Source organism: Mitsuaria sp. GD03876 (genome assembly GCF_029840635.1).
Classification (GTDB): Bacteria; Pseudomonadota; Gammaproteobacteria; order Burkholderiales; family Burkholderiaceae_C; genus Roseateles.
This window is the reverse complement of record NZ_JAOCCU010000001.1, coordinates 19,679-41,437: the sequence shown is the minus strand read 5'-3', so window position 1 is coordinate 41,437 and position 21,759 is coordinate 19,679. Positions and strand designations below refer to the sequence as shown.

Genomic DNA, 21,759 nt, shown 5'->3' with positions numbered 1-21,759 from the left:
CGATGCGATGACGACGCCAGCGACGGCGTCCCTGGACGGCGCGCCGCTCGGCGAGCTCCTCGAGCGCGCCCGCCTCGCGCAACGCGAGGCCCGGCTGGACGACGGCCTCGCGCTCGCCGATGCCATCTGGCATCGCGCCGACGCCGAGGGCTACATCAACGAACAGGCCGAGGCCGGCCGCCTGCGCGCCTTCTTCCGCCTGCGCCGCGGCGACCTGTCCGGCATGCTGGACGTCGGCGAGCGCGCGCTGCGGCTGATGCGGCCGCTCGGCGCCAGTGCCGCGATGTGCGAGCTGCTGCGCTGGATGAGCCTGGCGGCTTGCGAGCTCGGCGCCTACGAGCAAGGCCTGGCCTGCGCGCACGAGGCGCTGAAGCTGGCCGGCGAGCTGGGTGACCTGAGGCTGCACGCGGTCGCGCTGAACGGCCTGGGCGCCTGCTTCGAGCGCATGGGCGATCCCTGGCAGGCCGAGCGCCTGATGAGCGAGGCCGGCGGCCTGCTGCGCACCAACGCCACGCCCTACGAGCGCGTGGTCACGCTCACCAACCTGTGCACCGTGGCGATCGGCGCCTACCACCTGCAGCGCGACGGCGCCGCGCCGCAGCAGGCGCCGCGCACGCTGGAGCGGGCGCTCGAACTCGCGCGCGAGGCGCGTCCCCATTCGCTCCAGCTCGGCGACCGCTACGGCATCGCGCTGACCGCGTCCAACTTCGGCGAGGTGCTGCTGCTGATGGGGCGCCTGGACGAAGCCGAGCCGCTGCTCACCGAAGCGCGCGATGAAAGCGAGCGGGCCGGCTTCCGCCTGCTCGACTGGCGCCTGCGCGGCATGCTGGCCGAACTGCAGCTCGCGCGCGGCCAGGCCAGCACCGCCTGGCAGCAGCTGCAGGCGCTGCAGGAGGACCTCGAGCGCGTGACCGCGCGCGACGCCGGAGGGCGCGGCGACGCGGCGGACGGCACCGAGCTGAACGACGTGCCGCTGTTCCTGCGCCTGCGCCTGCACCAGGCCAGCTACCGCGCGGCGAAGGCGCTGGCCTTGCTGGGGCCGTCGCTGTTCCACCTGGAGCAGGCGCGCACGCTGGAGCGCCGGCGCGCGGTCTCGCAGCTGATGGCGCAATCGCAGTACTTCGTCTCGCGAATGGAAGCGGAGTACGCGGCCGATCCGACTGGGGCCGCCGCCCGCGACGCGGCGGAGTTCAAGGATCCGCTGACGGGCCTGGGCAATCGCCGCTGCCTGGAAGCGCGGCTGCCGCCGCTGCTGCGCGCGGCGGAGCAGGAGGCGCGCCCGCTGACGGTGGCGCTGATCGACGCGGACGGCCTGCGCAACATCAACGAGCGCCATGGTCGCGAGATTGGCGACCGCGTGCTGCAGGAGCTGGCGCAGCTGCTGCGCGAGAACACGCGCGGCTCCGATGTGTTGCTGCGCTGGAGCGGCGAGGAGTTCCTGGTCGTCTTCCCGGACACGGTGGCGGACCGGGGTTTCGAGGTCTGCGAGCGGATCCGCGCGAGCGTCTCGGTGCATCCGTGGAGCGAGCTCGCGCCGGGCCTGGACGTGACGCTGAGCATGGGCCTGGCCAGCGCGCCGCCCTACGCGACGGACCTGCTCATCGCCCGCGCCAATGCGGCCGTCGAGCGCGCGAAGCATCTGGGCCGCAACCGTGTCGCCTTGGCCTGACCACGGCCACAAGGCGCAGGCAGCGAGCGTGGGTGGGGCCGAAGACCGCACACAGGGGCAGGTTTTGCCTGAACGCCGCCGCAGACTGTTTCTACAATGAGAACAGTTCTCATCTAGTCGGCAAAGCCCGGCGGATAGGGCCTCCCGCCAGCCTGATCCTCACGCTCCACCGTGCCCCGCAACCTCCGTTGCGCGCGCCGCACGGCGCCTGGAGCCGGACCCGCAAGCCTCCTTCCAACACCTCCCTCCGGGGCCCGGTGCGCTCGTGCGCGCGCCGGTGGCGGGCTCACGCCCGCTCGCTGCTGCTCTTTCCCATGTCCCGCTGCTCCTCCCTCACTCCTCTCGCGGCCGCGGTCGCGCTGCTGTTGTCCGCCGGCGCCGCCGTCGCGCAGTCCGTCCCCGCGACGTCGAACGACGCCGACGCCCCTGAAGCCGACGCCACCGCCGATCCCGCCACCTCGGGCGGCACGGCCGCCGATCGTCGCAAGGCGCTCGACCGCGTGACGATCAGCGCCGCGCGCAAGAAGCTCGAGGGTGCCAGCACCCGGTTGCCGCTGACCGCGCGGGAGACGCCGCAGTCGATGAGCAGCCTCGACGCCACCCGCCTCGAGAACGAGACGCTGATCAGCATCAACGACGTGATGCAGAACATCACCGGCGTGAACGTGTCGTTCTACGACACCCAGCGCCCGCTGTACTTCGCCCGCGGCTTCCAGATCACCGACTTCCAGATCGACGGCGTGCCGACCTACAGCGGCAACACGCAGCAGGAGTTCGACACCGCGTTTTACTCGCGCATCGACGTCGTGCGCGGCGCCAACGGCCTGACCACCGGCGCGGGCATCCCGTCGGCGACGGTGAACATGATCCGCAAGCGGCCGGAGAAGGCGTTCTCCGCCTACGGCGCGGTGGTGCTGGGTTCCGACGACTTCCATCGCCTCGAGGCCGACCTCAACACGCCGCTGACCCGCGACGGCCGCGTGCGCGCGCGGCTGATCGCGTCGGCGCAGGAGAAGGACGGTTTCCGCAACCGGCACCTGGACAACAAGACCGCGCTGATGGCGACCGTCGAGGCCGACCTGACCGCCAGCACCACGCTGACCCTCGGTTACCAGAACCAGAACAACACGCCCAAGGGCCCGGTCTGGGGCACGATCCCGCGCTTCGCCTCGGACGGCTCGCTGGCCGGGCTGCCGCGCGAGACCAGCTTCTCGCCGTCGTGGTCGCGCTGGTCGCGCTTCAACGGCACCTTCTACGCGGTGCTGGAGCAGAAGCTCGGCGACGACTGGACGCTCAAGGCCATCGCCAACCACAGCGAAGGCAACACCTTCCGCCTGGTGCCCTATGCCAGCGGTTATCCGGACCCCAAGACCGGCGCCGGCCTGAAGCTGCTGGCCGCCGTCGGCCGCAGCTGGGAGAAGCGCGACAGCCTGGACCTCTACGCGTCCGGCACGGTCGAGCTCTTCGGGCGCCGGCATGACCTGGTCATCGGCGCCAACGGCGTGAAGACGACCACCACCACGCCGACGCTGACCGGCGTCAACAGCTGGAGCTACGCGATCCCGGACATCCGCACCTGGGATGGCAGCGCGCCGACGCCGACCTTCAGCGCCACCGGCGCCAAGCGCGTCGCGGAGACCGAGCAGAGCGGCGTCTTCGCCATGGGCCGCTGGAAGGTGCTGGACGCGCTGTCGGTGATCACCGGCGCGCGGCTGAGCTACTGGAAGACCGGCACCGACGCGTTCAACACCACCGGCGGCTTCACCGGCACCTCCGGCGCCTACAAGGTCACCGACGAGGTCTCGCCGTACTTCGGCGTCGTCTACGACGTGACCGACTCGGTCTCGCTCTACGCGAGCTACACCGACCTGTTCAAGCCGCAGAACTACAAGGACAAGAACGACAACCTGCTCGCGCCGATCCGCGGCAGCAACACCGAGTTCGGCCTGAAGGGCGAGTTCTTCGACAAGAAGCTGGCGGTGTCCGCCGCGGTCTTCGAGGCCAAGCAGGACAACTACGCGGTGCGGGACTCGTCGGTGCCCGACGGCTCGCTGCCCGACGGCAGCAATGCGTTCATCGGCGTGAACGGCACCAAGACGCGGGGCTTCGAACTGGACGTCGCGGGCCAGGTCGCGCGGGGCTGGACGGTCAACGCGGGCTACGCCAACACCCGCATCACCCGCAACGCGCAGGATCTGATCTACGCGAACCTGCCGCGCCACACCGTGCAGCTGAGCACCAGCTATCGGCTGCCCGGCGCCTGGGAGAAGCTGACCGTCGGCGGCGGGCTGAACTACCAGAGCACGGTGACCGGCTTCGGCATCCCGCATCCGACGCTGGGCACGGTGACGGTCACGCAGGGCGCGTTCGTGCTGCTGAACCTGCATGCCAACTACCAGCTCAACGACCGGTTCAGCCTGGGCCTGTCGGTGCGCAACGCGCTGGACAAGACCTACTGGGCCAACCTCGACTATCCCAACTACGGCGACCCGCGCAGCGTGATGCTGAGCGTGCGCGGCCGCTTCTGACGATGGTCACCAAGGCCGTCCGGGCCGCGATGGCCGCGCGCCTCGGCGGTGCGAACGCCACGGACGTCGCGGCCCGCAAGCCCGCGTCGTCGGCGTCGCGGCTGCCGTGGCGGTATCGCGCCGCCGTCGCCTCGCGGGCGGTGGCGGCGCTGGGCGGCGGCTACGCGCTGGCCTCGGCCTTGGCCGCCGCGGTCGCGCTGCACCTGCAGCCGCTGCTGTCCGACAACCGCGCCGAGGCCACGATCGCTGGCGTGATGCTGGGTTTCGTCGCCTACGCGGTGGCGATCATGACGGCCTTCACCGCGCGCAGCGCGTGGCGCGCCTGGGCCTGGGTGCTGGGACCGGCGCTGCTGCTCGGCGCGACCGTGCTGCCGGCCGTCGCCGGCCGCTTCTGAGGAGAACGCCGCATGAGAACCGATGGCGCGCGCGAGGGCTTCCGCCAGGCGATGGCCTGGCTGCACACCTGGACCGGCCTGGTGCTGGGCTGGCTGCTGTTCGCGATCTTCCTGGCGGGGACCTTCGCGTTCTTCAAGCAGGAGCTGAACCTGTGGAGCCGGCCGGAGCTGCATGCGCTGCCGCCGGCCGGGCCGTTGACCGCCGCGCAGCTGGCGCGGGCGGAGCACGCGATCCAGGCGGCCGCGCCGGCGGCGGCGAGCTGGCGCTTCACCGCGCAGGACGAGCGCCGCCCGCAGGCCTCGGTGTTCTACCGCGAGGCGCCGGCCAAGCCCGGCGAGCGCGCGCGCTTCGTGCAGCGCTGGTTCGATCCGGCCACCGGCGGCCTGGTGGCGACGCGCACCACCTTCGGCGCCGGCGAGTACTTCTATCGCTTCCACTTCGAGCTGCGCTCGGCGCAGCAGAGCAAGTGGATCCTCGAGGGCCGATGGGCGGTCGGCCTGGCGACGCTGCTGATGCTGGTCGCGCTGCTGACCGGCATCGTCACGCACCGACGGATCTTCAAGGACTTCTTCGTCTTCCGGCCCAAGGCCAAGGCGGCGCAGCGCAGTTGGCTGGACGCGCACAACGTCTGCGGCGTGCTGGCGCTGCCGTTCTACCTGGTCATCACCTTCAGCGGGCTGATGACGATGCACAGCCAGTACCTGCCGGCCGGCATCGCGGCGGCCTACGGCGCGCAGACCGGCGCGTACTTCGGCGAGCTCGGCGGCGACGAGGCGCCGCGCGGCCGCGCGCGCGACGGCGAGGTCAAGGCGCCGCTGCCGCTGATCGGCGAGGCGGGGTGGTCCGCGCTGCTGCGCGACGTCCGCCAGCGCATGCCCGAAGGCCGCATCGAGGGCATCGGCCTGCAGCGCGAGGGCGCGCGGGCGGTGGTCGAGTTCCTGCCGCATGACGGCGACCGGCTGCAGTACCGCGGTCCGCGGCTGATGTACGACGCGACGACGCTGCAGCTGATCCGCCGCTCGGACAACGAGCGTCGCGCGGCGACGACCTATGGCGTGCTCTATGGGCTGCACGTGGCGCGTTTCGCGGACCTGCCGCTGCGCTTCGTGCTGGTCGGGCTGGGCCTGCTGGGCACCGCGATGATCGCGACCGGGCTGGTGCTCTGGAGCGTCAAGCGGCGCGCCGATGCCGAGCGCCGCCGGGTGGCGATCGGCGCCGGGCACAAGCTGGTCGACGCGCTGAACATCGGCGCGATCGCGGGCCTGCCGATCGCGATGGCGGCGTTCTGCCACGCCACGCGCTGGCTGCCGCTGGAGATGGCCCAGCGGACCGACGCGGAGATCAAGGTCTTCTACGGCGTGCTGGCGCTGGGCTTCCTGGCGGCGGCGCTGGGCGCGCGCTGGCGGCACCTGTTCACCGCCGGTGCGCTCGCGTGGGCGGCGCTGCCGGTGATGGACATCGTCGGCGGCTGGCCGTTCTGGCACGCCGGTCCGGTGGTGCAGGCGGTCAACGCGGGTTTCGTCGCGGTGGCGGCGCTGCTGGCGGTGCTCGCCTGGCGCTGCAAGCCCGGCGCGCCGCCGCTGTCGCTGAAGAAGAAGGCCCCCGCGCCGGCGCCCGCGTCGATGTCGCCGGGCTTGGCCGATCCCGCGCCGGCCGCCGCCGCGGGCACGGAGGGCGCGTGATGGACCTGCTGCATCCGATGCTGTGTTCCTTCGCCGCGTTCGCCGCGCTGTGCCTGGCGACGGAGCGTCATCACGAGGAGGCGCTCGAGCACATGCCCAGTCCACGTCGCGTGCGGCGACTGCGCACGGTGGCGCTGGTGGCGTTCCTGGCGTCGTGGTGGACCGTGATTCCGCGCCTGGACCACGGCGTCGCCTGGGCGATGTGGACCGCGCAGTTGAGCGTCGGCGCGTTCACGGTCGTCGCGCTGGCCACGTGGTGGCCGAGGCGGCTGCCCGCCGCGGCGATCGCCGTCGGCGCGACCGCGCTGATGCTGATGCCGCTGACCGGGCCGATGCCGCGCTGAGCCGCGGGGCTTCGCCCCGTCCCGCTCGACACGACTCCGGCTCCCGCGCCGGTTCCCGCGCCGGCTCCGGCCTCGCGGTGCGGGCCGCCGGGCGCCTTCAGCGCGCCGGCTCCACCTCCACCGCCTGCACCACGTTGCGTCCCTGGCCCTTGGCGCGATAGAGCGCCTGGTCCGCGCGGCGCATCACCTCGGCGGCGCTGGCGTCGGCCGCCGACGATTCCGCGATGCCGAAGCTCGCCGTCAGCGACCACGACTGGCCGTTCCACGCGAACGGATGCTCGGCCAGCAGCGCGCGCATGCGTTCCGCCACCAGCGCCGCGCCGGCGATGCCGGTGTGGGGCAGCAGCACGCAGAACTCCTCGCCGCCGAGCCGCGCGAGCCGGTCCACCTCGCGCAGGCAGGGCTTGACCACGTTCACCAGCGCCTTCAGCGCCGAGTCGCCGGCCGCATGGCCCAGCGTGTCGTTGAGCTGCTTGAAGCGGTCCATGTCCAGCAGCACCAGCGCATAGCCGTGGCCGCGCATCTGGCGCGAGTGCTCCGCGTCGACCGCCTCGGACAAGGCGCGCCGGTTCAGCGCGTCGGTGAGCGGGTCGCGCTCGGTCAGGCGGCGGATCTCCAGCACCAGCTTCATCAGGAACAGGAACGCGATCCAGCCGTTGATCAGCAGCGCCAGCACCAGCGAGGCCCACAGCCAGGCGATGTTGAAGGCGGACTGGACGTCGATGTCCTCGGTGCGGCCGGGCGCCAGCAACGCCTCGACCGGGCGCGCGAGCAGCAGGGCGCCGACGATCACCAGCGGCGCGGCCAGCACCAGCGCGGCGCGCGCGTGCAGGCCGCGCGCGCGCAGCAGCCGCCAGGCGTCCCGCGCCGCGAGCAGCGCCAGCGCGCCCATCGCGCCGTAGAGCAGCAGCTTGTGGAGCAGCGCCTCCGGGCCGCCGGTGAAGCGCGCGGTGGCGACGCCGACGACGAGGATCGTGGCCAGCACCGCGCGCCACGGCGCCGGCCGGTCGCCGATCAGCGGCACCGCCAGGCGGACGAGCCCGATCCCCGCCAGCGACAGCAGGTCCGACCACCAGTAATGCATCGGCAGCGTCAGGCCGAGCGCCTCGTGCAGCAGGAAGGAGCCGCCGAGCATCGCGTTCGCGCCGGCGACGCTGGCGCAGGCGGCGGGCGATTCGCGCAGGCCCGCGGCGATCATCAGCCACACCACCGCCGCGACGCCGAACAGCGCCACCAGCGCGGCGATCAGCGAGACCGGATCGGCGGCGGGGATCATCGGGCGGCCTCCATCACGCGAACTCCGCCTCGCCGGCGGCGCGCAGCACGCGGTTGCGCCCGCGCGCCTTGGCCGCGTACATCGCGGCGTCGGCCCGGGACAGCGCGCCATGGCCGTTCGCGTCGCCGCGCTGCATCGTCGCCACGCCGAAGCTCGCGCTGATCGGCCAGAGCTTGTCGCCCCAGGCCAGCGGCTGTTCCTGCAGCAGCTTGCGCAGCCGCTCGGCGACCAGCATCGCGCCGTCGAGGTCCGTGTCGGGCAGCAGCACCGCGAATTCCTCGCCGCCCAGGCGGCCGAAGCAGTCGGTGTCGCGCAGCGTCGCGCCGAGCACGCCGGCCAGGTGCTGCAGCGCGGCGTCGCCGCCGGCATGGCCGAGCTCGTCGTTGATGCGCTTGAAGTGGTCCACGTCCAGCACCAGCACGGCGTTGGCGCGGCCGCGCTCGACCAGCGCCTGCATCCGGGCGAGGTGCTCCTCGAGCGCGCGGCGGTTGAGCAGCCCGGTGAGGGCGTCGCGGCGCGTGAGGTGGCGCACGCGGGCGATCAGCCGCTGCAGCACCAGCGCGATCAGGCCGGTCGCGATGGTCAGGTCGACCACCAGGCGCAGCAGCGCCAGCGGCGCGTTGGCGCCCAGTCCCGCGAGGTCCAGGCCGGGCGGCGTCCAGCCGAGCAGCCCGCCGGCACGCCAGAAGCAGCCGCCGGCCAGCACCAGGTAGGGCAGCATCAGCGCGCCGGTGAAGCCGGCCCGGAAGCCCGCGCCGACGGCGACATCCCAGGCGGCCATCGCCGCGAGCACCCCGCCGGCGAGGTTGGAGACGGCGCGCGCGGTGGCCAGGTCGGGATCGCCGGCGGTCGCGGCGGTGGCCAGCAGCCCCAGCGCGACGATGGCGGCGATGTCCCACGCGTCGTGGCGGACCCGCATCAGCGCGCGCACGCCGGCCGTCAGCAGCCCGGCGGAGATCACGTCCAGCGGCAGCGCGACCAGGCGCTCCATCGATTCGGGGATCGCCGGCCACCAGGCCAGCGCCAGCAGGCCGTGATAGGCCGCGATCCGCCGGGCCGCGCGCGGCGCGATGCGCAAGGCCTCGCCCAGCGCGAGCCAGATGACGCACGCGACGGCATCGATCACGGCGATCACCATCAGCAGCGTGGCGGCGTCCAGCGGCGGCATGCGGGTCATCATCGCAAAGCGGTCGGCGGCACACAATCGTGCCCCCGGGTCATGGCGGCACCCCCATGGCGCCGCCCCTGTCGGTCAGAGGGGCAATCCCCGTGCGGGGAGGCGTTGGGGGCGCGTGCGTGCGCGATGGAAACGGCCGGGGGAAAGGATCGCGGCCGCGGTCGACGCGGGATGCGGCGCCCGCGCAGCGGCGCCTTCCCAGCCGCGACTTCTCAGCCGCGCCCGCTCAGCGGCGCTCGACCAGGATCGGCGTCAGCGCCATCGCCGAGCGCACGCGGTCCGCGGCGGCGCGGGCGTCCTCGCGGCTCGTGAACGGACCGGCCTGCAGGCGGTGCAGGTTCTTGTCCTTGAAGATCGTGAGCATCGGCGCGAATTCCTCCATGCCGCGCGTGAACTGCTCGCGCAGCTGCTCCGCGCCCTCGAGCCGCGAGAACGCGCCGAATTGCAGCCAGAAGCCCTGCGCGGCGGCGATCTTGAGCGCCGGCACCGGGGCGGCCGGGTCGGCCGCGGCGATCGCGCCGGCGGTGGCGGTCGCCATCGCGTCGGCCTTGGACTGCCCGGGCGGCGGCAGGTCGCTGCCCGGCGGCAGCGCGGTGATCGGGATCGGCTTCAGGGCGCCGTCGGCGGCGGCGGTGGCCGTCGGGGCGGTGGCCGCGGGCGTGGAGGCCGGTGGCGCCGCCGGGCGATCCGCGGACCGGTCGTTGCGGGCGACCGGCGCCGGCACGATCACCGGTGTGGGCACGGGGACCTGCGCCGCCACCGGCACGACGGGCGGGCGCAGCTGGGCGGTGGTCGTCAGGTCCGGCGCGCCGCTGGGCGTGGCGGCGGCGTAGACGGGGGTGTCCGGCGCGACCTTGGGATCGGGCGACAGCGTGTCGCGGTCGCGGGTCCAGGCGCCGGTGCGGATGTCCTCGTAGGTGATGCGTTCGATCTCCACCGGCGCGACGCCGTTGAGCACGTCCAGCTTCAGCGCGGCGGTGTAGCTCAGGTCGATGATCCGGCCCTTGTGGAACGGGCCGCGGTCGTTGATGCGCACGATGACCTCGCGGCCGTTCCTGGGGTTGCGCACCCGGGCGTAGCTGGGGATCGGGATGGTCGCGTGGGCCGCGGTCATCGCGTACATGTTGTAGATCTCGCCGCTGGAGGTCGGCTTGCCGTGGAACTTGCGGCCGTACCAGGAGGCCAGGCCCTTCTGCACCAGCGGCCTGTCCTCGGCGATCGGCTCGTAGCGCTCGCCCAGCACCTCGTAGGGCTTGTTGGGGCCGCCCTTGCGGATGGACTCCAGCTTCGGGACGGCGTCGGGCACCTTCTTGAGGTCGGGCGGGATGACGGCGTCGGGGCCGTCCTTGTCGGGCCAGGAGGAGACCTTGGGGCCTCCGGACGGGGAACGGGAGGGGGCGGGACCGCGGCTGGCGCAGGCGGCCAGGATCAGGGCACACGTCAGGACGGCCAGGCGCTGGCCGGCGGGGCGGGCTTCAAACATGGCCGCAACCCTAGCAATGCGGCGCGGATTTGCCAAGGTTATGCTCCGCGCTCCCTTCTTCCCTTTCACCGCGGTTGCATCTGTTGCGATCGCTCCGTCCGCACCGTCATGAGCAACTACGTCTTCCCCCCAGCGCCCCAGGCCGCCGTGGCCGTGCGTGGCAGCGACGCGCGTTACGCCGTCAGCCGCATCTTCTGCGTCGGCCGCAACTACGCCGCCCATGCCCGCGAGATGGGCAGCGATCCGGACCGCGAGCCGCCGTTCTACTTCACCAAGCCGGCCAGCGCGCTGGCGCCGTCGGGCGGCACGATCCCCTACGCGGCGGGGACGGGCAACCTGCATTACGAGATGGAGCTGGTCGTGGCGATCGGCAAGCCGGTGTTCCGCGCGACGCCGGAACAGGCCGCCGACGCGGTCTGGGGCTACGCCGCCGGCCTGGACATGACGCGCCGCGACCTGCAGAACGAGGCCAAGAAGACCGGCCGTCCCTGGGACCTGGGCAAGGGCTTCGAGCATTCGGCGGTGATCACCGAGCTGGTGCCGCGCGCCGAGCTGGGCGAGCTGGCCAAGGGCGCGATCACGCTGTCGGTCAACGGCGAGGAAAAGCAGCGCGGCGACCTGTCGGACATGATCTGGAGCATTCCGGAGCTGGTGGCCAACCTGTCCCAGTTCTATCACCTGGAGCCGGGCGACCTGATCTACACCGGCACGCCGGAAGGCGTCGGTCCGGTGAAGCCGGGCGACCGGATCGACGGCGTGATCGAAGGTTTCGGCACGCTGTCGATCACGATCGGCGACGCCGAGTAAACGGGACGGCGCCGGCATGTTCGACCACAACGAGACCCTGGACGAGGCCCGCGCGCGCAACATCCGCGACGCGCTGTTCGAGGACATCGGCATCAGCGACTGGACCGCGCGGCTGGTGCCGGCCGGCCAGCGGGTGAAGGCGCATGTGCGCGTGCGCGAGGCGGCGGTGCTGTGCGGCCGCGACTGGTTCGAGGGCGTGTTCCTGGCGCTGGACGGGTCGTCGCGGATCGAGTGGCGCTACGACGAGGGCGCGGACATGGCGCCCGACACGATCGTGTGCGAGCTCGAGGCCGAGGGCCGCGCGCTGCTGTCGGCCGAGCGGCCGGCGCTGAACTTCCTGCAGCTGCTGTCGGGCACGGCGACGACGACCCGGGCGCATGCGCGGGCGATCGAGGGCGCGAGCCCGAACCCGCGCGGTTGCGCGGTGCTGGACACGCGCAAGACGCTGCCCGGGCTGCGGCTGGCGCAGAAGTACGCGGTGCGCGTGGGCGGCGGCGCGAACCAGCGCCTGGCGCTGTACGACGGGATCCTGATCAAGGAGAACCACATCGCCGCGGCCGGCGGCGTGACGCAGGCCCTGCGGCAGGCGCAGGCGCTGGGGGCGGGCGTGACGATCCAGGTCGAGGTCGAGACGATCGCCCAGTTGCATGAGGCGCTGGACGCCGGCGCGGTGAGCGTGCTGCTGGACAACTTCAGCGAGCCGATGATGCGCGAGGCGGTGGCGATCGCCGGCGGGCGGGCGCTGCTGGAGGTGTCGGGCGGGGTGGCGATCGACCAGCTGCGCTGGATCGCGGCGACGGGCGTCGACCGGATCTCGGTCGGCCGGCTGACCAAGGACGCCAAGGCGGTTGACTACTCGATGCGGGTCGAGGGCTGACACTGGCCTGAACACCGGCTGCTCCCGCAATTCGGCGCCATATCTGGCGCCGAACTTCTTTCTGACACTCGCGGCTTCCTCTCAAGCGAAGGAGACGCGCGTGGAAGCAAGCAACGATGATCGGGTCCCGGACGCCAATGCTGGCGCCATCCGGGACATCCTGCGCCGATGGACGGCCGGCAAAGCCATCCGCATCCTGGACGAGGTCGAATGCCGGCTCCGACTGATGACCGAGCTGCGCGACAAGCTCCGGGTCGTGGGTGTCAAGGAAGTCCAGGAACTCCAGCCGCTCTTCGAGCGCGGGCTCTGGATGCTCGGGCCACAGTTCGAATCGGTCCAGTTCACCGCCAACGCCGGCATGACGAGCGTGATCCAGGACCTGCTGGACTGTCCCGAGGGAAAGGGCTCCCGCAACCGCCCCGACCTGGTGGTGCTGCCCGACAGCAGCCTCGGGCTCTACAGCTGTTCATCCTTTGACGACACGTACGAGGCGGATGGCGTCGACCAGCTGGTGGTGATCGAGCTCAAGACGACGGGGCGGGTGATCGACGGCCGGGACCGGGAACAGGTCTGGAACTACATCAAGGAACTCGAGCAGGCCGGTCATCTCAAGCCGGGGACGCGCGTGGACGGCTACATCTTCGGCAGCAGGATCGCCAAGGGCGAGAACCGGTTCACCGTCTACAGCCCCACGATCCGCATCCGCCCCATGCTCTACGCCACGCTCCTGATCCGGGCGGAGAAGCGGCTGCTCAACCTGTACCACGACATCAAGGACGCGCCGTTCCTGAAGTCGCCGGAACCGGTCGTCGAAGCCCGGGTGTTCGAGGCCGAAAGCGCCGATGCGGCCTGAGCCGGGCGGGCGCGCGGCGGGCACTGGGACAGTGCCCGCCACACCAAACTTGTGCGCAACGCTGGTGCGCGACGGTCGCGCAGGCTTGCATACAAGACAGGTTCACCGGTGACGGCGCCCCGCGCGTCCGTTGGCACGGAAGCTGCAAAGCCCCGTGCATGGGCACTTCCGCCACCGACATCAGCCAGCGCATCGTCGAAGCCGTGCTGGCGCAGAAGCTGGCGCCGGGCACGCGGCTCGGCGAGCAGCAGCTCGCGCTGCTCTTCGACTGCAGCCGCACCATCGTCCGCGAGGCGCTGACGCGGCTCGCCGCGCGCGGCATCGTCACCGTCAGCGCACGCCGCGGCTGGTACCTGATCGCGCCTTCCCGCGACGAGGCCCGGGAGGCCTTCGAGGCGCGCCGCGTGATCGAGCTCGGCCTGATCCGCGGCCGCCGTCCGCTGGACAAGCCGGCGCTCACGCGGCTGAAGAAGCACCTCGCGCAGGAGAAGGCCGCGCTGCGCGGCGACGACGTCGGCGCGCGCAGCTTCCTGCTCGGCGACTTCCATGTCTGCCTCGCCGAATGCCTCGGCAACAGCCTGTTGGCCGACACGCTGCGCGACTACACCGCGCGCACCACGCTGATCGCGATGCTCTACCAGTCGTCGCACGAGGCGGCGCAGTCCTGCCAGGACCACGTCGCCATCGTGGCCGCGCTCGAGCGCGGCGATCTCGCCGGGGCCGAGGCGCTGATGGCCGACCACCTCGCCAACGTCCAGGCGGGCCTGCGGCTCGAGACGCCTGCCGAGGACCCCCTGCACCAACTGCGCCAGGCGCTCACGCCGCTGGCGGCCGCCGCGCCGGCCACGCCCGCCCGGCGGCAGCGCGCGCTTCGCCTCGCTGATGCCGACGCCAACGATTCCCCCCCTGCCGCCTACCTAGGAGCCTTGCTATGAGCCACGCCGTCCGTTCCTCCGCCCGCGCGCTCGTGCCGCGCCGCCTGCTGCTCGCCGCCGGCCTCGGCCTGCTCGCGCTGGGCGCGCAGGCGCAGACCGCGCTCGACGCGATCGCCAAGAGCAAGACCATCAAGATCGCGGTCCCGACCGACTACCCGCCCTACGGCTTCGTCGGCCCCGACATGAAGCCGCAAGGCCTGGACGTCGCGATGGCCGAGCTGATCGCCGCCAAGCTCGGCGTGAAGGTCGAGCTGGTGCCCGTCACCAGCGCCAACCGCATCCCCTACCTGCAGACGAAGAAGGCGGACCTCGTCATCTCCACGCTCGGCAAGAACCCCGACCGCGAGAAGGTGATCGCCTTCAGCGCCGCCTACGCGCCGTTCTACCAGGCGGTCTTCGCGCCGAAGAGCCTGGCCATCAAGAGCTTCGCCGACCTCGCCGGCAAGACCGTCGCCGTCACGCGCGGCGCGATGGAGGACCAGGAGCTCGCCAAGGTCGCGCCGTCGACGCTGGAGTTCAAGCGCTTCGAGGACAACAACGCCACCATCGCCGCGTTCGCCGCCGGCCAGACGCAGGTGCTGGCCACCAGCGCCGCCGTCGCCGGCAACCTGATGCAGCGCCAGCCCGGCCTGAACGTCGAATACAAGCTGCTGCTCAAGGACAGCCCCTGCTTCGTCGGCGTCGCCAAGGGCGAGGACGCGCTGCTGGCCAAGGTGAACGCGATCATCGCGGCGGCGAAGCAGGCCGGCGAGCTCGAGGCGATGTCGCGCAAGTGGCTCGGCCGCGGCGCCGGCGACCTGCCGCTGTGAGCCGGCGATGATCGCCTTTGACTTCGGCGCCGTCCTCGCCGAATGGCCGCTGCTGCTGCGCGGCCTCGCCTGGACCGTCGGCCTGACGCTGGTGGCCGTGCCGCTGGGCCTGCTGATCGCCACGCTCGGCGCCTGGGCCCGGGCCTGCGGCTCGACCGCGCTGCGCCGCGGCGTCGGCGTCTACGTCGAGCTGCTGCGCAACACGCCCTTCATCGTCCAGCTGTTCTTCGTCTTCTTCGGCCTCCCGGCGCTGGGCGTGAAGCTGTCGCCGGAGTCCGCCTCGCTGATCGCGATGACGCTCAACCTCGGCGCCTACGGCACCGAGATCCTGCGCGCCGGCATCCAGGCCGCGCCGCGCGGCCAGTGGGAGGCGGCGCGGAGCCTGGCGCTGGGCCCGGTGCAGGTCTTCACGCGGGTGATCCTGCCGCCGGCGTTCCAGCGGGTGTGGCCGGCGATGACCAGCCAGATCGTCATCGTGATGCTGGGGTCGGCGGTCTGCGGCCAGATCTCGACCGAGGAGCTGAGCTACGCCGCCAACCTGATCCAGAGCCGCAACTTCCGCGCCTTCGAGGCCTTCATCGTGGCGACGCTGATCTACCTGGCGCTGGCGGTGATCGTGCGCCGCGGCCTGCTCTGGGCGGGACCGCGCTGGCTCTTCGGCGGCACGCCGGCACGCGCGAAGCGATCGACCTGGCGCCGGATCGGGAGGCCCGCATGATCGAGTTCACCGTCTGGGACATCCTGCGCAACCTGGCGCTGGCGGCGCGCTGGACGGTGGCGCTGTCGTTGATCGCGTTCATCGGCGGCGGCGTGGTCGGCGCGGCGCTGCTGTGCCTGCGGCTGGGCCTGGGACCGCGCACGCGCCGGGCGATCGGCGCCTACGTCGCGCTGTTCCAGGGCACGCCGCTGCTGATGCAGCTGTTCCTCGCCTACTTCGGGCTGGCGCTGCTGGGGCTGGAGGTGTCGGCCTGGACGGCCGCGTCGCTGGCGCTGACCTGCTACACGAGCGCCTACCTGGTCGAGATCTGGCGCGGCTGCGTCGAGGCCGTGCCCCGCGGCCAATGGGAAGCCGCGCGCAGCCTGGCGATGAGCTTCGGCGAGCAGCTGCGTCACGTGATCCTGCCGCAGGCCACGCGGCTGGCCATCGCGCCGACGGTCGGTTTCCTGGTGCAGGTCATCAAGGGCACCGCGCTGGCATCGGTGATCGGCTTCGTCGAGCTGACCAAGGCCGGCGGCATGATCGCCAACGCGAGCTTCAAGCCCTTCCTGGTCTTCGGCTGCGTGGCGCTGTTCTATTTCGCGCTGTGCTTCCCCGTGAGCCTGTTCGCCCAATACCTGGAAAGGAAACCGCATGGCCGCGCTGCCTGAGATCGCCGATTCCCCTGCAACGGCAGCGGCTGCCGCCTCGTCCGCCGCGTCCGCGCCGGTGCCCGGCGTACCGATCGTGCGCATCACCGCGCTGCGCAAGTCCTACGGCGACCACGAGGTGCTCAAGGGCATCGACCTGGACGTGATGCGGGGCGAGGTGATCGCGCTGATCGGCAAGAGCGGATCGGGCAAGAGCACGCTGCTGCGCTGCATCAACGGGCTGGAGCAATTCCAGGACGGCTCGCTGACGGTGGCGGGCAAGCCGCTGCTGCACGAGAGCGCGATGGCGATGCGCGCGCTGCGGCAGCAGGTCGGGATGATCTTCCAGAGCTTCAACCTGTTCCCGCACCTGAGCGTCGGGCGCAACGTGATGCTGGCGCCGACGCTGGTGAAGAAGCAGTCCGACCGCGACGCGGCGGAGCAGGCGCGGGCGCTGCTGGCGCGGGTGGGCCTGGCGGAGAAGTTCGACGCGATGCCCGATCAGCTCAGCGGCGGCCAGCAGCAGCGCGTGGCGATCGCGCGGGCGCTGGCGATGGCGCCGCAGGTGCTGCTGTGCGACGAGATCACCTCGGCGCTCGACCCGGAGCTGGTGGGGGAGGTGCTGCGGGTGGTCGAGTCGCTGGCGGAGGAGGGCATGACGCTGCTGATGGTCACGCACGAGATGAACTTCGCGCGCAAGGTCGCGGACCGGGTGATCTTCATGCACCAGGGCCGCGTGCACGAGATTGGCTCGCCGGCCGAGCTCTTCGGCGCGCCGAAGACGGCGGAACTCCGGCAGTTCCTGAAGTCGCTGGATGACTGACGGCACGGGCGGAGGCGCGGCCTAGACTCCTCGTCGCACTTCGAGGAGCCCGCCATGCCCGACCGCCGCACGATCCTCCGATCCACGCTCGCGCTGGGCGCGGGCGCGTGGGCCTCGACCGCGAGGGCCGCTCCGGCGGGCGAGGCGCCGACCGGCGGCGGCGAGGGCCACCCGGTCCGGGAGGCCGAGATCGCCTTCGCCGCGACGATGGCCCGGCGCGACTTCAAGGCCTTCGCCGAGTTCGTCGCCGAGGACGCGGTCTTCATCAACGACGGCAAGCCGCTGCGCGGCCGGGCCGCGGTGCTCGCCAGCTGGAAACGCTTCTTCGACGCCCCGGAGGCGCCGTTCTCCTGGGCACCGGACCTCGTCGAGGTGCTGCCCAACGGGCAGCTCGGCTACAGCACCGGCCCCGTGCACGTGAAGGGGAAGCTGGTCGCGCGCTTCGCGTCGACCTGGCGCCGCGATCCCGATGGGCGCTGGCGCGTCGTCTTCGACAACGGCTCCGACGTCTGCGACTGCAAGGACGCCGGGAAGACCTGATCCACCGGCGCATCGACCGGCCGGTGGCCCGATCGCCCCGGGACGTTCAGGCGAACCAGTCCTCGTCCGGCAGCTGCTCGAACACCCGCTTCAGCCCGGCGCCCCAGCCCTGGCTGATCGTCGAGAAGTAGGGATCGTCCTTGGTGACCCGGTGCGGCTGCGCCGGCGCGAAGCTGTCGGTGCGGTAGAGCAGCATGTCGATCGGCAACCCCACCGACAGGTTGCTGCGAATCGTCGAATCGAACGAGATCAGCGCGCACTTCGTCGCCTCGGCCAGCGAGCTGTCGAAGTCGATGACGCGGTCGATGATCGGCTTGCCGTATTTGGATTCGCCGATCTGCACGTAGGGCGTGTCTTCCGTCGCCTCGATGAAGTTGCCCTGCGGGTAGACGTGGAAGATGCGCGGCACCTCGCCGGCGATCTGCCCGCCGACGATGAAGTTGGCGCCGAAGTCCACGCCCTGGTTCAGCTGGCCGTTGCCGTCGCTGTCGCGCGCGACCACTTCCTTGAGCGTGCGTCCCACCAGCTCCGCCACGTCGTACATCGACGCCAGGTTCATCAGGTGCGGACCCGCGCCCGCCGCGCGCTGGCGCAGCAGGCTCACCACGCTCTGCGTCGTCGCCAGGTTGCCGGCGTTGAGCAGCGTGATCAGGCGCTCGCCCGGCTGCTCGAAGACATTCATCTTGCGGAAGGTCGCGATGTGGTCCACGCCCGCGTTGGTGCGGGAATCCGACGCGAACAGCAGGCCGGCACGCAGCCGCATGGCAACACAGTAAGTCATGGGGCGGGAGGTTAGCGCATCAGGCCGTCGATGCGCCGTCGTGGTGCGGGCTCACTGTTGATCGGGCGTGCCGGGTTTCACGAGCACTTCCGCGCGCATCGTCTCCAGCCCGCCGCCGGTGCGCACGCCGCGCACCGGGCACGCGTCCAGGTAGTCCGCGCCGATCGCCAGCTTCACGTGCCGGCCATCGGCCAGGCACTGGTTGCTGATGTCGTAACCCAGCCAACCGCCGGCCATGCCGTGCGCCGGCGCGTCGCCCGCGGCGGCATCGGGCAGGCGGACCTCGGCCCAGGCGTGGCTGGCCACATGCTCGGCGTCCGTCGCCAGGTAACCGGACACGTAGCGCGCCGGCAGCCCCAGCAGCCGCGCGCAGCAGACGAAGACCTGCGCATGGTCCTGGCAGACGCCGCGTCCGGTCTGGAAGGCCTCCGCCGCCGGCGTCGCGGCGTCGGTGTAGCCCCGCAGGTAGGGCATGCGCTCGCCGATCGCCGCCATCAGCGCCAGCAGCGCGCCATGCGGATCGGCGCGCGCCGCGCCGGCGAATCCGTCCGCGAAGCGCCGCAGCGCCTCGTCCGCCCGCGTCAGCACGCTGTCGCGCAGGAACAGCGGCGCGGGCAGGTCGTCCTCGGGATCGGGCGTGGGGGGCGCATCGCCGGTGTCGACCTCGCCGATCGCGCGCAGCACGATGTCGCGCCGCGGGCCGTCCAGGCTCAGCACATGCATGGTGTTGCCGAACGCGTCGCGGCAGCTGCTCGCCGGCGCCGGCAGCTCCAGCCGCCAGTGCAGCAGCTTCAGCCGGCGCGACGGGCGCGGCGACAGGCGCAGGTACTGCGTGCTGCGCGCCAGCGGCGCGTCGTAGTCGTAGACGGTCTCGTGCGAGATGTGCAGATGCATGGCGGTGTCTCCGGTGCGCGATCCTGCGACGCGTTCATTGCGCCTCGAAGTAGGCCTGCTGGATGTCCAGGCCCAAGCGCGCCGAGTCCTCCAGGAAGCCCGTCAGCCACCGATGCAGCCCCTGGTCGAGGATCTCGTCCACCGCGCCGTACTCCAGTCGCAGCGCCAGCCGCCCGGCGCTCTGCTTGGCGATGCGGCCCGCGTCCTCGGCGCCGCCGCGCGCCTCGATCTGCGGCAGCACCGCGCGGATCTCGTCGCAGCACGCGCGCAGCGAGCGAGGCACGTCCGGACGCAGGATCAGCAGCTCCGTCACGCGGCGGCCGTTCAGGCTGTCGCGGTAGGCCGCGTGGTACGCCTCGAAGGCCGACAGCGAGCGCAGCAGCGCGTTCCACGCATAGAAGTCGGGCGCGCTCTCGCTGGGCGCGTCGACCGGCGCCAGCGTGTCCACCGCCGGCGAGATCAGCTGCGACTTCACGTCCAGCAGCCGGGCCGTGTTGTCGGCGCGTTCGACGAAGGTGCCCAGCCGGATGAAGCAGTAGGCGTCGTTGCGCTGCAGCGTGCCGTAGGTCGCGCCGCGGAACAGGTGGGAGCGCTCCTTCACCCAGTCGAAGAACCACGACGGCTCGGCCACGCCCTTGCGCGCGAGCTCGCGCGCCTCCAGCCAGCTGGTGTTGATGGCCTCCCACATCTCGGCGGTGATCTGGCCGCGCACCGCGTGCGCGTTCTCCCGCGCCTGGCGGATGCACGACAGCACCGAGGCCGGGTTCTCCAGGTCCAGTCCCATGAAGCGGAACAGCAGCTCGGCGCTCAGGCGCGGATGGCGCGCCTGGTAGGCCTCGAGCGTGCCGGTGATCGCCAGCGGCGCGGCCAGCTCGGTGGCGGCGCCGCGCGACTGCGGCAGCATCGACAGCGAGTGCGTCACGTCGAGCATGCGCACGAGGTTCTCGGCGCGTTCCATGTAGCGGCTCATCCAGTAGAGCTGGGCGGCGGTGCGGCTCAACATGTTTCGGACTCCCGCAGGGCCGCCCCAAGGGAGGACGGCGCCCCCTTGGGGGGCAGTGAACGAAGTGAGCGTGGGGGCATCATGTTCTCTCCAGGATCCAGGTGTCCTTGGTGCCGCCACCCTGGGACGAATTGACGACCAGCGAGCCCGCCTTCAGCGCCACGCGCGTCAGGCCGCCGGCGACCATGTTGACCTCGCGGCCCGACAGCACGAAGGGCCGCAGGTCGATGTGGCGCGGCGCGATGCCGCGCTCGACGAAGGTCGGGCAGCTCGACAGGCACAGCGTCGGCTGGGCGATGTAGTTGGAAGGATCGGCCTTGACGCGTTCCTTGAAGTCCGCGACCTCCGCCGCCGTCGCGGCCGGCCCGACCAGCATCCCGTAGCCGCCGGCGCCGTGGACCTCCTTGACCACCAGTTCCGCCATGTGGGTCAGCACGTGGTCGAGGTCCTCGGGCTTGCGGCACTGCCAGGTCGGCACGTTGTGCAGGATCGGCTCCTCGCCGAGGTAGAAGCGGACCATGTCCGGCACGTAGGGATAGATGGACTTGTCGTCCGCCACGCCGGTGCCGATCGCGTTGGCCAGCACCACGTGGCCCTGCTTGTAGACCGACAGCAGCCCCGGCACGCCCAGCATCGAATCGGCGCGGAAGGCCAGCGGGTCGAGGAAGGCGTCGTCGATGCGGCGGTAGATGACGTCCACGCGCTTGGGGCCGACCGTCGTGCGCATGAACACGAAGCCATCCTTGACGAAGAGGTCCTGGCCCTCGACCAGCTCGACGCCCATCTGCTGGGCCAGGAAGGCGTGCTCGAAGTAGGCCGAGTTGAACGGCCCCGGCGTCAGCACGACCACGGTCGGGTTGTCCGCCGGGCTGGCCTGGCGCAGCGTGTTGAGCAGCAGCGCCGGGTAGTGCGCCACCGGCGCGATCGAGTACTTCGCGAACAGCTCCGGGAAGAGCCGCATCATCATCTTGCGGTTCTCCAGCATGTAGCTGACGCCGGAGGGCACGCGCAGGTTGTCCTCCAGCACGTAGTAGCCGCCGTCGGAATGCCGGATCAGGTCCACGCCGGTGATGTGGGCGTAGATGCCCAGCGGCAGATCCAGCCCCTGCATCGCCGGCTGGTACTGGGCGTTGGCGAAGACCTGCTCGGCCGGGATCAGCCCGGCCTTCACGATCTCGTGGTCGTGGTAGATGTCCCACAGGAAGCGGTTGAGCGCGGTGACGCGCTGGCGCAGGCCGCGTTCGAGCATCTGCCAGTCCGCCGCCGGGACGATGCGCGGGACGGTGTCGAAGGGGATGAGCCGCTCGGCGCCGGCCTCGTCGCCGTAGACGGCGAAGGTGATGCCGACCTTGTGGAAGAGCAGGTCGGCCTCGGCCCGCTTCTTGGCCAGCGCGTCGGGCGTCTGCGCGTGCAGCCAGTCGGCGAAGGCCTGGTAGCTGGGCCGGATCGCGCCGCTTTGCAGCAGCATCTCGTCGTAGTGGCCGGCGGCCGGAAGGGTCAGCGCATGCATGGGGTCTCCAGGGTCGGGCCGCCTG

At 71.7% G+C, this 21,759-nt stretch carries 21 protein-coding genes; 14 read left to right on the top strand and 7 right to left on the bottom strand.

The annotated features are described in order from the left end of the window. Positions 1–7: 7 nt before the first annotated feature. The 5 genes from N5D62_RS00210 (at position 8) to N5D62_RS00190 (ending at position 6,619) form a co-directional block, all read left to right on the top strand. On the top strand, positions 8–1,669 hold the full coding sequence (locus tag N5D62_RS00210; protein WP_279755297.1) for a GGDEF domain-containing protein: 1,662 nt from the start codon (positions 8–10) through the stop codon (positions 1,667–1,669). 314 nt (positions 1,670–1,983) lie between these two features. Then, entirely contained in the window at positions 1,984–4,197 is a 2,214-nt protein-coding gene (locus N5D62_RS00205; RefSeq protein WP_279755296.1) for a TonB-dependent siderophore receptor, read from the top strand. Positions 4,198–4,298: 101 nt separating this feature from the next. Further along, a complete protein-coding gene (locus N5D62_RS00200; RefSeq protein WP_279755597.1) occupies positions 4,299–4,592 on the top strand; it encodes a DUF3649 domain-containing protein in 294 nt (97 codons plus the stop codon). A gap of 12 nt (positions 4,593–4,604) precedes the next feature. Then, positions 4,605–6,275: a PepSY-associated TM helix domain-containing protein gene (locus N5D62_RS00195; RefSeq protein ID WP_279755295.1), complete on the top strand. Its 1,671-nt coding sequence runs from the start codon at positions 4,605–4,607 to the stop codon at positions 6,273–6,275. Next, the gene (locus N5D62_RS00190; RefSeq protein ID WP_279755294.1) at positions 6,275–6,619 is read left to right on the top strand and encodes a DUF3325 domain-containing protein; all 345 of its coding nucleotides are present in this window, start codon (positions 6,275–6,277) and stop codon (positions 6,617–6,619) included. The genes N5D62_RS00195 and N5D62_RS00190 overlap by 1 nt, the downstream gene beginning before the upstream one ends. A gap of 97 nt (positions 6,620–6,716) precedes the next feature. Here N5D62_RS00190 and N5D62_RS00185 read toward each other — a convergent pair whose 3' ends face one another. From N5D62_RS00185 to N5D62_RS00175, 3 genes are all read right to left on the bottom strand, one after another. Next, complete coding sequence (locus N5D62_RS00185; RefSeq protein ID WP_279755293.1) at positions 6,717–7,895, bottom strand: GGDEF domain-containing protein; 1,179 nt, start codon at positions 7,893–7,895, stop codon at positions 6,717–6,719. A 13-nt stretch (positions 7,896–7,908) separates the two neighbouring features. After that, entirely contained in the window at positions 7,909–9,063 is a 1,155-nt protein-coding gene (locus N5D62_RS00180) for a GGDEF domain-containing protein (protein WP_279755292.1), read from the bottom strand. Between the two features lie 235 nt (positions 9,064–9,298). Continuing rightward, positions 9,299–10,555, bottom strand: a complete 1,257-nt coding sequence (locus tag N5D62_RS00175) for a septal ring lytic transglycosylase RlpA family protein (RefSeq protein ID WP_279755291.1) — start codon at positions 10,553–10,555, stop codon at positions 9,299–9,301. Positions 10,556–10,663: 108 nt separating this feature from the next. On the opposite strand from N5D62_RS00175, the gene N5D62_RS00170 reads away from it, so the two are divergent. The 9 genes from N5D62_RS00170 (at position 10,664) to N5D62_RS00130 (ending at position 17,546) form a co-directional block, all read left to right on the top strand. Next, a complete protein-coding gene (locus tag N5D62_RS00170; RefSeq protein WP_279755290.1) occupies positions 10,664–11,362 on the top strand; it encodes a fumarylacetoacetate hydrolase family protein in 699 nt (232 codons plus the stop codon). 16 nt (positions 11,363–11,378) lie between these two features. Beyond that, entirely contained in the window at positions 11,379–12,239 is an 861-nt protein-coding gene (gene nadC / locus N5D62_RS00165) for a carboxylating nicotinate-nucleotide diphosphorylase (RefSeq protein ID WP_279755289.1), read from the top strand. A 100-nt stretch (positions 12,240–12,339) separates the two neighbouring features. Further along, the gene (locus tag N5D62_RS00160) at positions 12,340–13,092 is read left to right on the top strand and encodes a hypothetical protein (protein WP_279755288.1); all 753 of its coding nucleotides are present in this window, start codon (positions 12,340–12,342) and stop codon (positions 13,090–13,092) included. Between the two features lie 158 nt (positions 13,093–13,250). Continuing rightward, positions 13,251–14,027 (top strand): GntR family transcriptional regulator, encoded by a 777-nt coding sequence (locus N5D62_RS00155; protein WP_279755287.1) that lies wholly within the window; start codon positions 13,251–13,253, stop codon positions 14,025–14,027. Further along, complete coding sequence (locus N5D62_RS00150) at positions 14,024–14,836, top strand: transporter substrate-binding domain-containing protein (RefSeq protein WP_279755286.1); 813 nt, start codon at positions 14,024–14,026, stop codon at positions 14,834–14,836. The genes N5D62_RS00155 and N5D62_RS00150 overlap by 4 nt, the downstream gene beginning before the upstream one ends. A gap of 7 nt (positions 14,837–14,843) precedes the next feature. Further along, a complete protein-coding gene (locus N5D62_RS00145; RefSeq protein WP_279755285.1) occupies positions 14,844–15,554 on the top strand; it encodes an amino acid ABC transporter permease in 711 nt (236 codons plus the stop codon). Further along, a complete protein-coding gene (locus N5D62_RS00140) occupies positions 15,551–16,204 on the top strand; it encodes an amino acid ABC transporter permease (RefSeq protein ID WP_279755283.1) in 654 nt (217 codons plus the stop codon). Before N5D62_RS00145 ends, N5D62_RS00140 begins: the two co-directional genes overlap by 4 nt. Beyond that, positions 16,188–17,006 carry an amino acid ABC transporter ATP-binding protein gene (locus N5D62_RS00135; protein WP_279755281.1) on the top strand — a complete coding sequence of 273 codons (819 nt, stop codon included), beginning with the start codon at positions 16,188–16,190 and terminating at the stop codon, positions 17,004–17,006. The genes N5D62_RS00140 and N5D62_RS00135 overlap by 17 nt, the downstream gene beginning before the upstream one ends. A 54-nt stretch (positions 17,007–17,060) precedes the next feature. Then, positions 17,061–17,546, top strand: a complete 486-nt coding sequence (locus tag N5D62_RS00130) for a nuclear transport factor 2 family protein (protein WP_279755279.1) — start codon at positions 17,061–17,063, stop codon at positions 17,544–17,546. 46 nt (positions 17,547–17,592) lie between these two features. Here the strand turns inward: N5D62_RS00130 and N5D62_RS00125 are convergent, their stop codons facing one another. The 4 genes from N5D62_RS00125 to N5D62_RS00110 form a co-directional block, all read right to left on the bottom strand. Beyond that, positions 17,593–18,327, bottom strand: coding sequence for a proteasome-type protease (locus N5D62_RS00125; RefSeq protein ID WP_279755277.1), 735 nt, complete (start codon positions 18,325–18,327; stop codon positions 17,593–17,595). Between the two features lie 51 nt (positions 18,328–18,378). Beyond that, complete coding sequence (locus N5D62_RS00120) at positions 18,379–19,221, bottom strand: transglutaminase family protein (RefSeq protein WP_279755275.1); 843 nt, start codon at positions 19,219–19,221, stop codon at positions 18,379–18,381. 34 nt (positions 19,222–19,255) lie between these two features. Next, complete coding sequence (locus N5D62_RS00115; RefSeq protein ID WP_279755274.1) at positions 19,256–20,224, bottom strand: alpha-E domain-containing protein; 969 nt, start codon at positions 20,222–20,224, stop codon at positions 19,256–19,258. A 79-nt stretch (positions 20,225–20,303) separates the two neighbouring features. Beyond that, entirely contained in the window at positions 20,304–21,734 is a 1,431-nt protein-coding gene (locus N5D62_RS00110) for a circularly permuted type 2 ATP-grasp protein (RefSeq protein WP_279755272.1), read from the bottom strand. Between the last annotated feature and the right edge of the window lie 25 nt (positions 21,735–21,759).

Bases quoted from the DNA above. Each gene is read 5' to 3' on its own strand.
- N5D62_RS00210 (WP_279755297.1), top strand. From the start codon at position 8: ATGACGACGCCAGCGACGGCGTCCCTGGACGGCGCGCCGCTCGGCGAG.
- N5D62_RS00205 (WP_279755296.1), top strand. From the start codon at position 1,984: ATGTCCCGCTGCTCCTCCCTCACTCCTCTCGCGGCCGCGGTCGCGCTG.
- N5D62_RS00195 (WP_279755295.1), top strand. From the start codon at position 4,605: ATGAGAACCGATGGCGCGCGCGAGGGCTTCCGCCAGGCGATGGCCTGG.
- N5D62_RS00190 (WP_279755294.1), top strand. From the start codon at position 6,275: ATGGACCTGCTGCATCCGATGCTGTGTTCCTTCGCCGCGTTCGCCGCG.
- N5D62_RS00185 (WP_279755293.1), bottom strand. From the start codon at position 7,895: ATGATCCCCGCCGCCGATCCGGTCTCGCTGATCGCCGCGCTGGTGGCG.
- N5D62_RS00180 (WP_279755292.1), bottom strand. From the start codon at position 9,063: ATGCCGCCGCTGGACGCCGCCACGCTGCTGATGGTGATCGCCGTGATC.
- N5D62_RS00175 (WP_279755291.1), bottom strand. From the start codon at position 10,555: ATGTTTGAAGCCCGCCCCGCCGGCCAGCGCCTGGCCGTCCTGACGTGT.
- N5D62_RS00170 (WP_279755290.1), top strand. From the start codon at position 10,664: ATGAGCAACTACGTCTTCCCCCCAGCGCCCCAGGCCGCCGTGGCCGTG.
- nadC (WP_279755289.1), top strand. From the start codon at position 11,379: ATGTTCGACCACAACGAGACCCTGGACGAGGCCCGCGCGCGCAACATC.
- N5D62_RS00155 (WP_279755287.1), top strand. From the start codon at position 13,251: ATGGGCACTTCCGCCACCGACATCAGCCAGCGCATCGTCGAAGCCGTG.
- N5D62_RS00150 (WP_279755286.1), top strand. From the start codon at position 14,024: ATGAGCCACGCCGTCCGTTCCTCCGCCCGCGCGCTCGTGCCGCGCCGC.
- N5D62_RS00145 (WP_279755285.1), top strand. From the start codon at position 14,844: ATGATCGCCTTTGACTTCGGCGCCGTCCTCGCCGAATGGCCGCTGCTG.
- N5D62_RS00140 (WP_279755283.1), top strand. From the start codon at position 15,551: ATGATCGAGTTCACCGTCTGGGACATCCTGCGCAACCTGGCGCTGGCG.
- N5D62_RS00135 (WP_279755281.1), top strand. From the start codon at position 16,188: ATGGCCGCGCTGCCTGAGATCGCCGATTCCCCTGCAACGGCAGCGGCT.
- N5D62_RS00130 (WP_279755279.1), top strand. From the start codon at position 17,061: ATGCCCGACCGCCGCACGATCCTCCGATCCACGCTCGCGCTGGGCGCG.
- N5D62_RS00125 (WP_279755277.1), bottom strand. From the start codon at position 18,327: ATGACTTACTGTGTTGCCATGCGGCTGCGTGCCGGCCTGCTGTTCGCG.
- N5D62_RS00120 (WP_279755275.1), bottom strand. From the start codon at position 19,221: ATGCATCTGCACATCTCGCACGAGACCGTCTACGACTACGACGCGCCG.
- N5D62_RS00115 (WP_279755274.1), bottom strand. From the start codon at position 20,224: ATGTTGAGCCGCACCGCCGCCCAGCTCTACTGGATGAGCCGCTACATG.
- N5D62_RS00110 (WP_279755272.1), bottom strand. From the start codon at position 21,734: ATGCATGCGCTGACCCTTCCGGCCGCCGGCCACTACGACGAGATGCTG.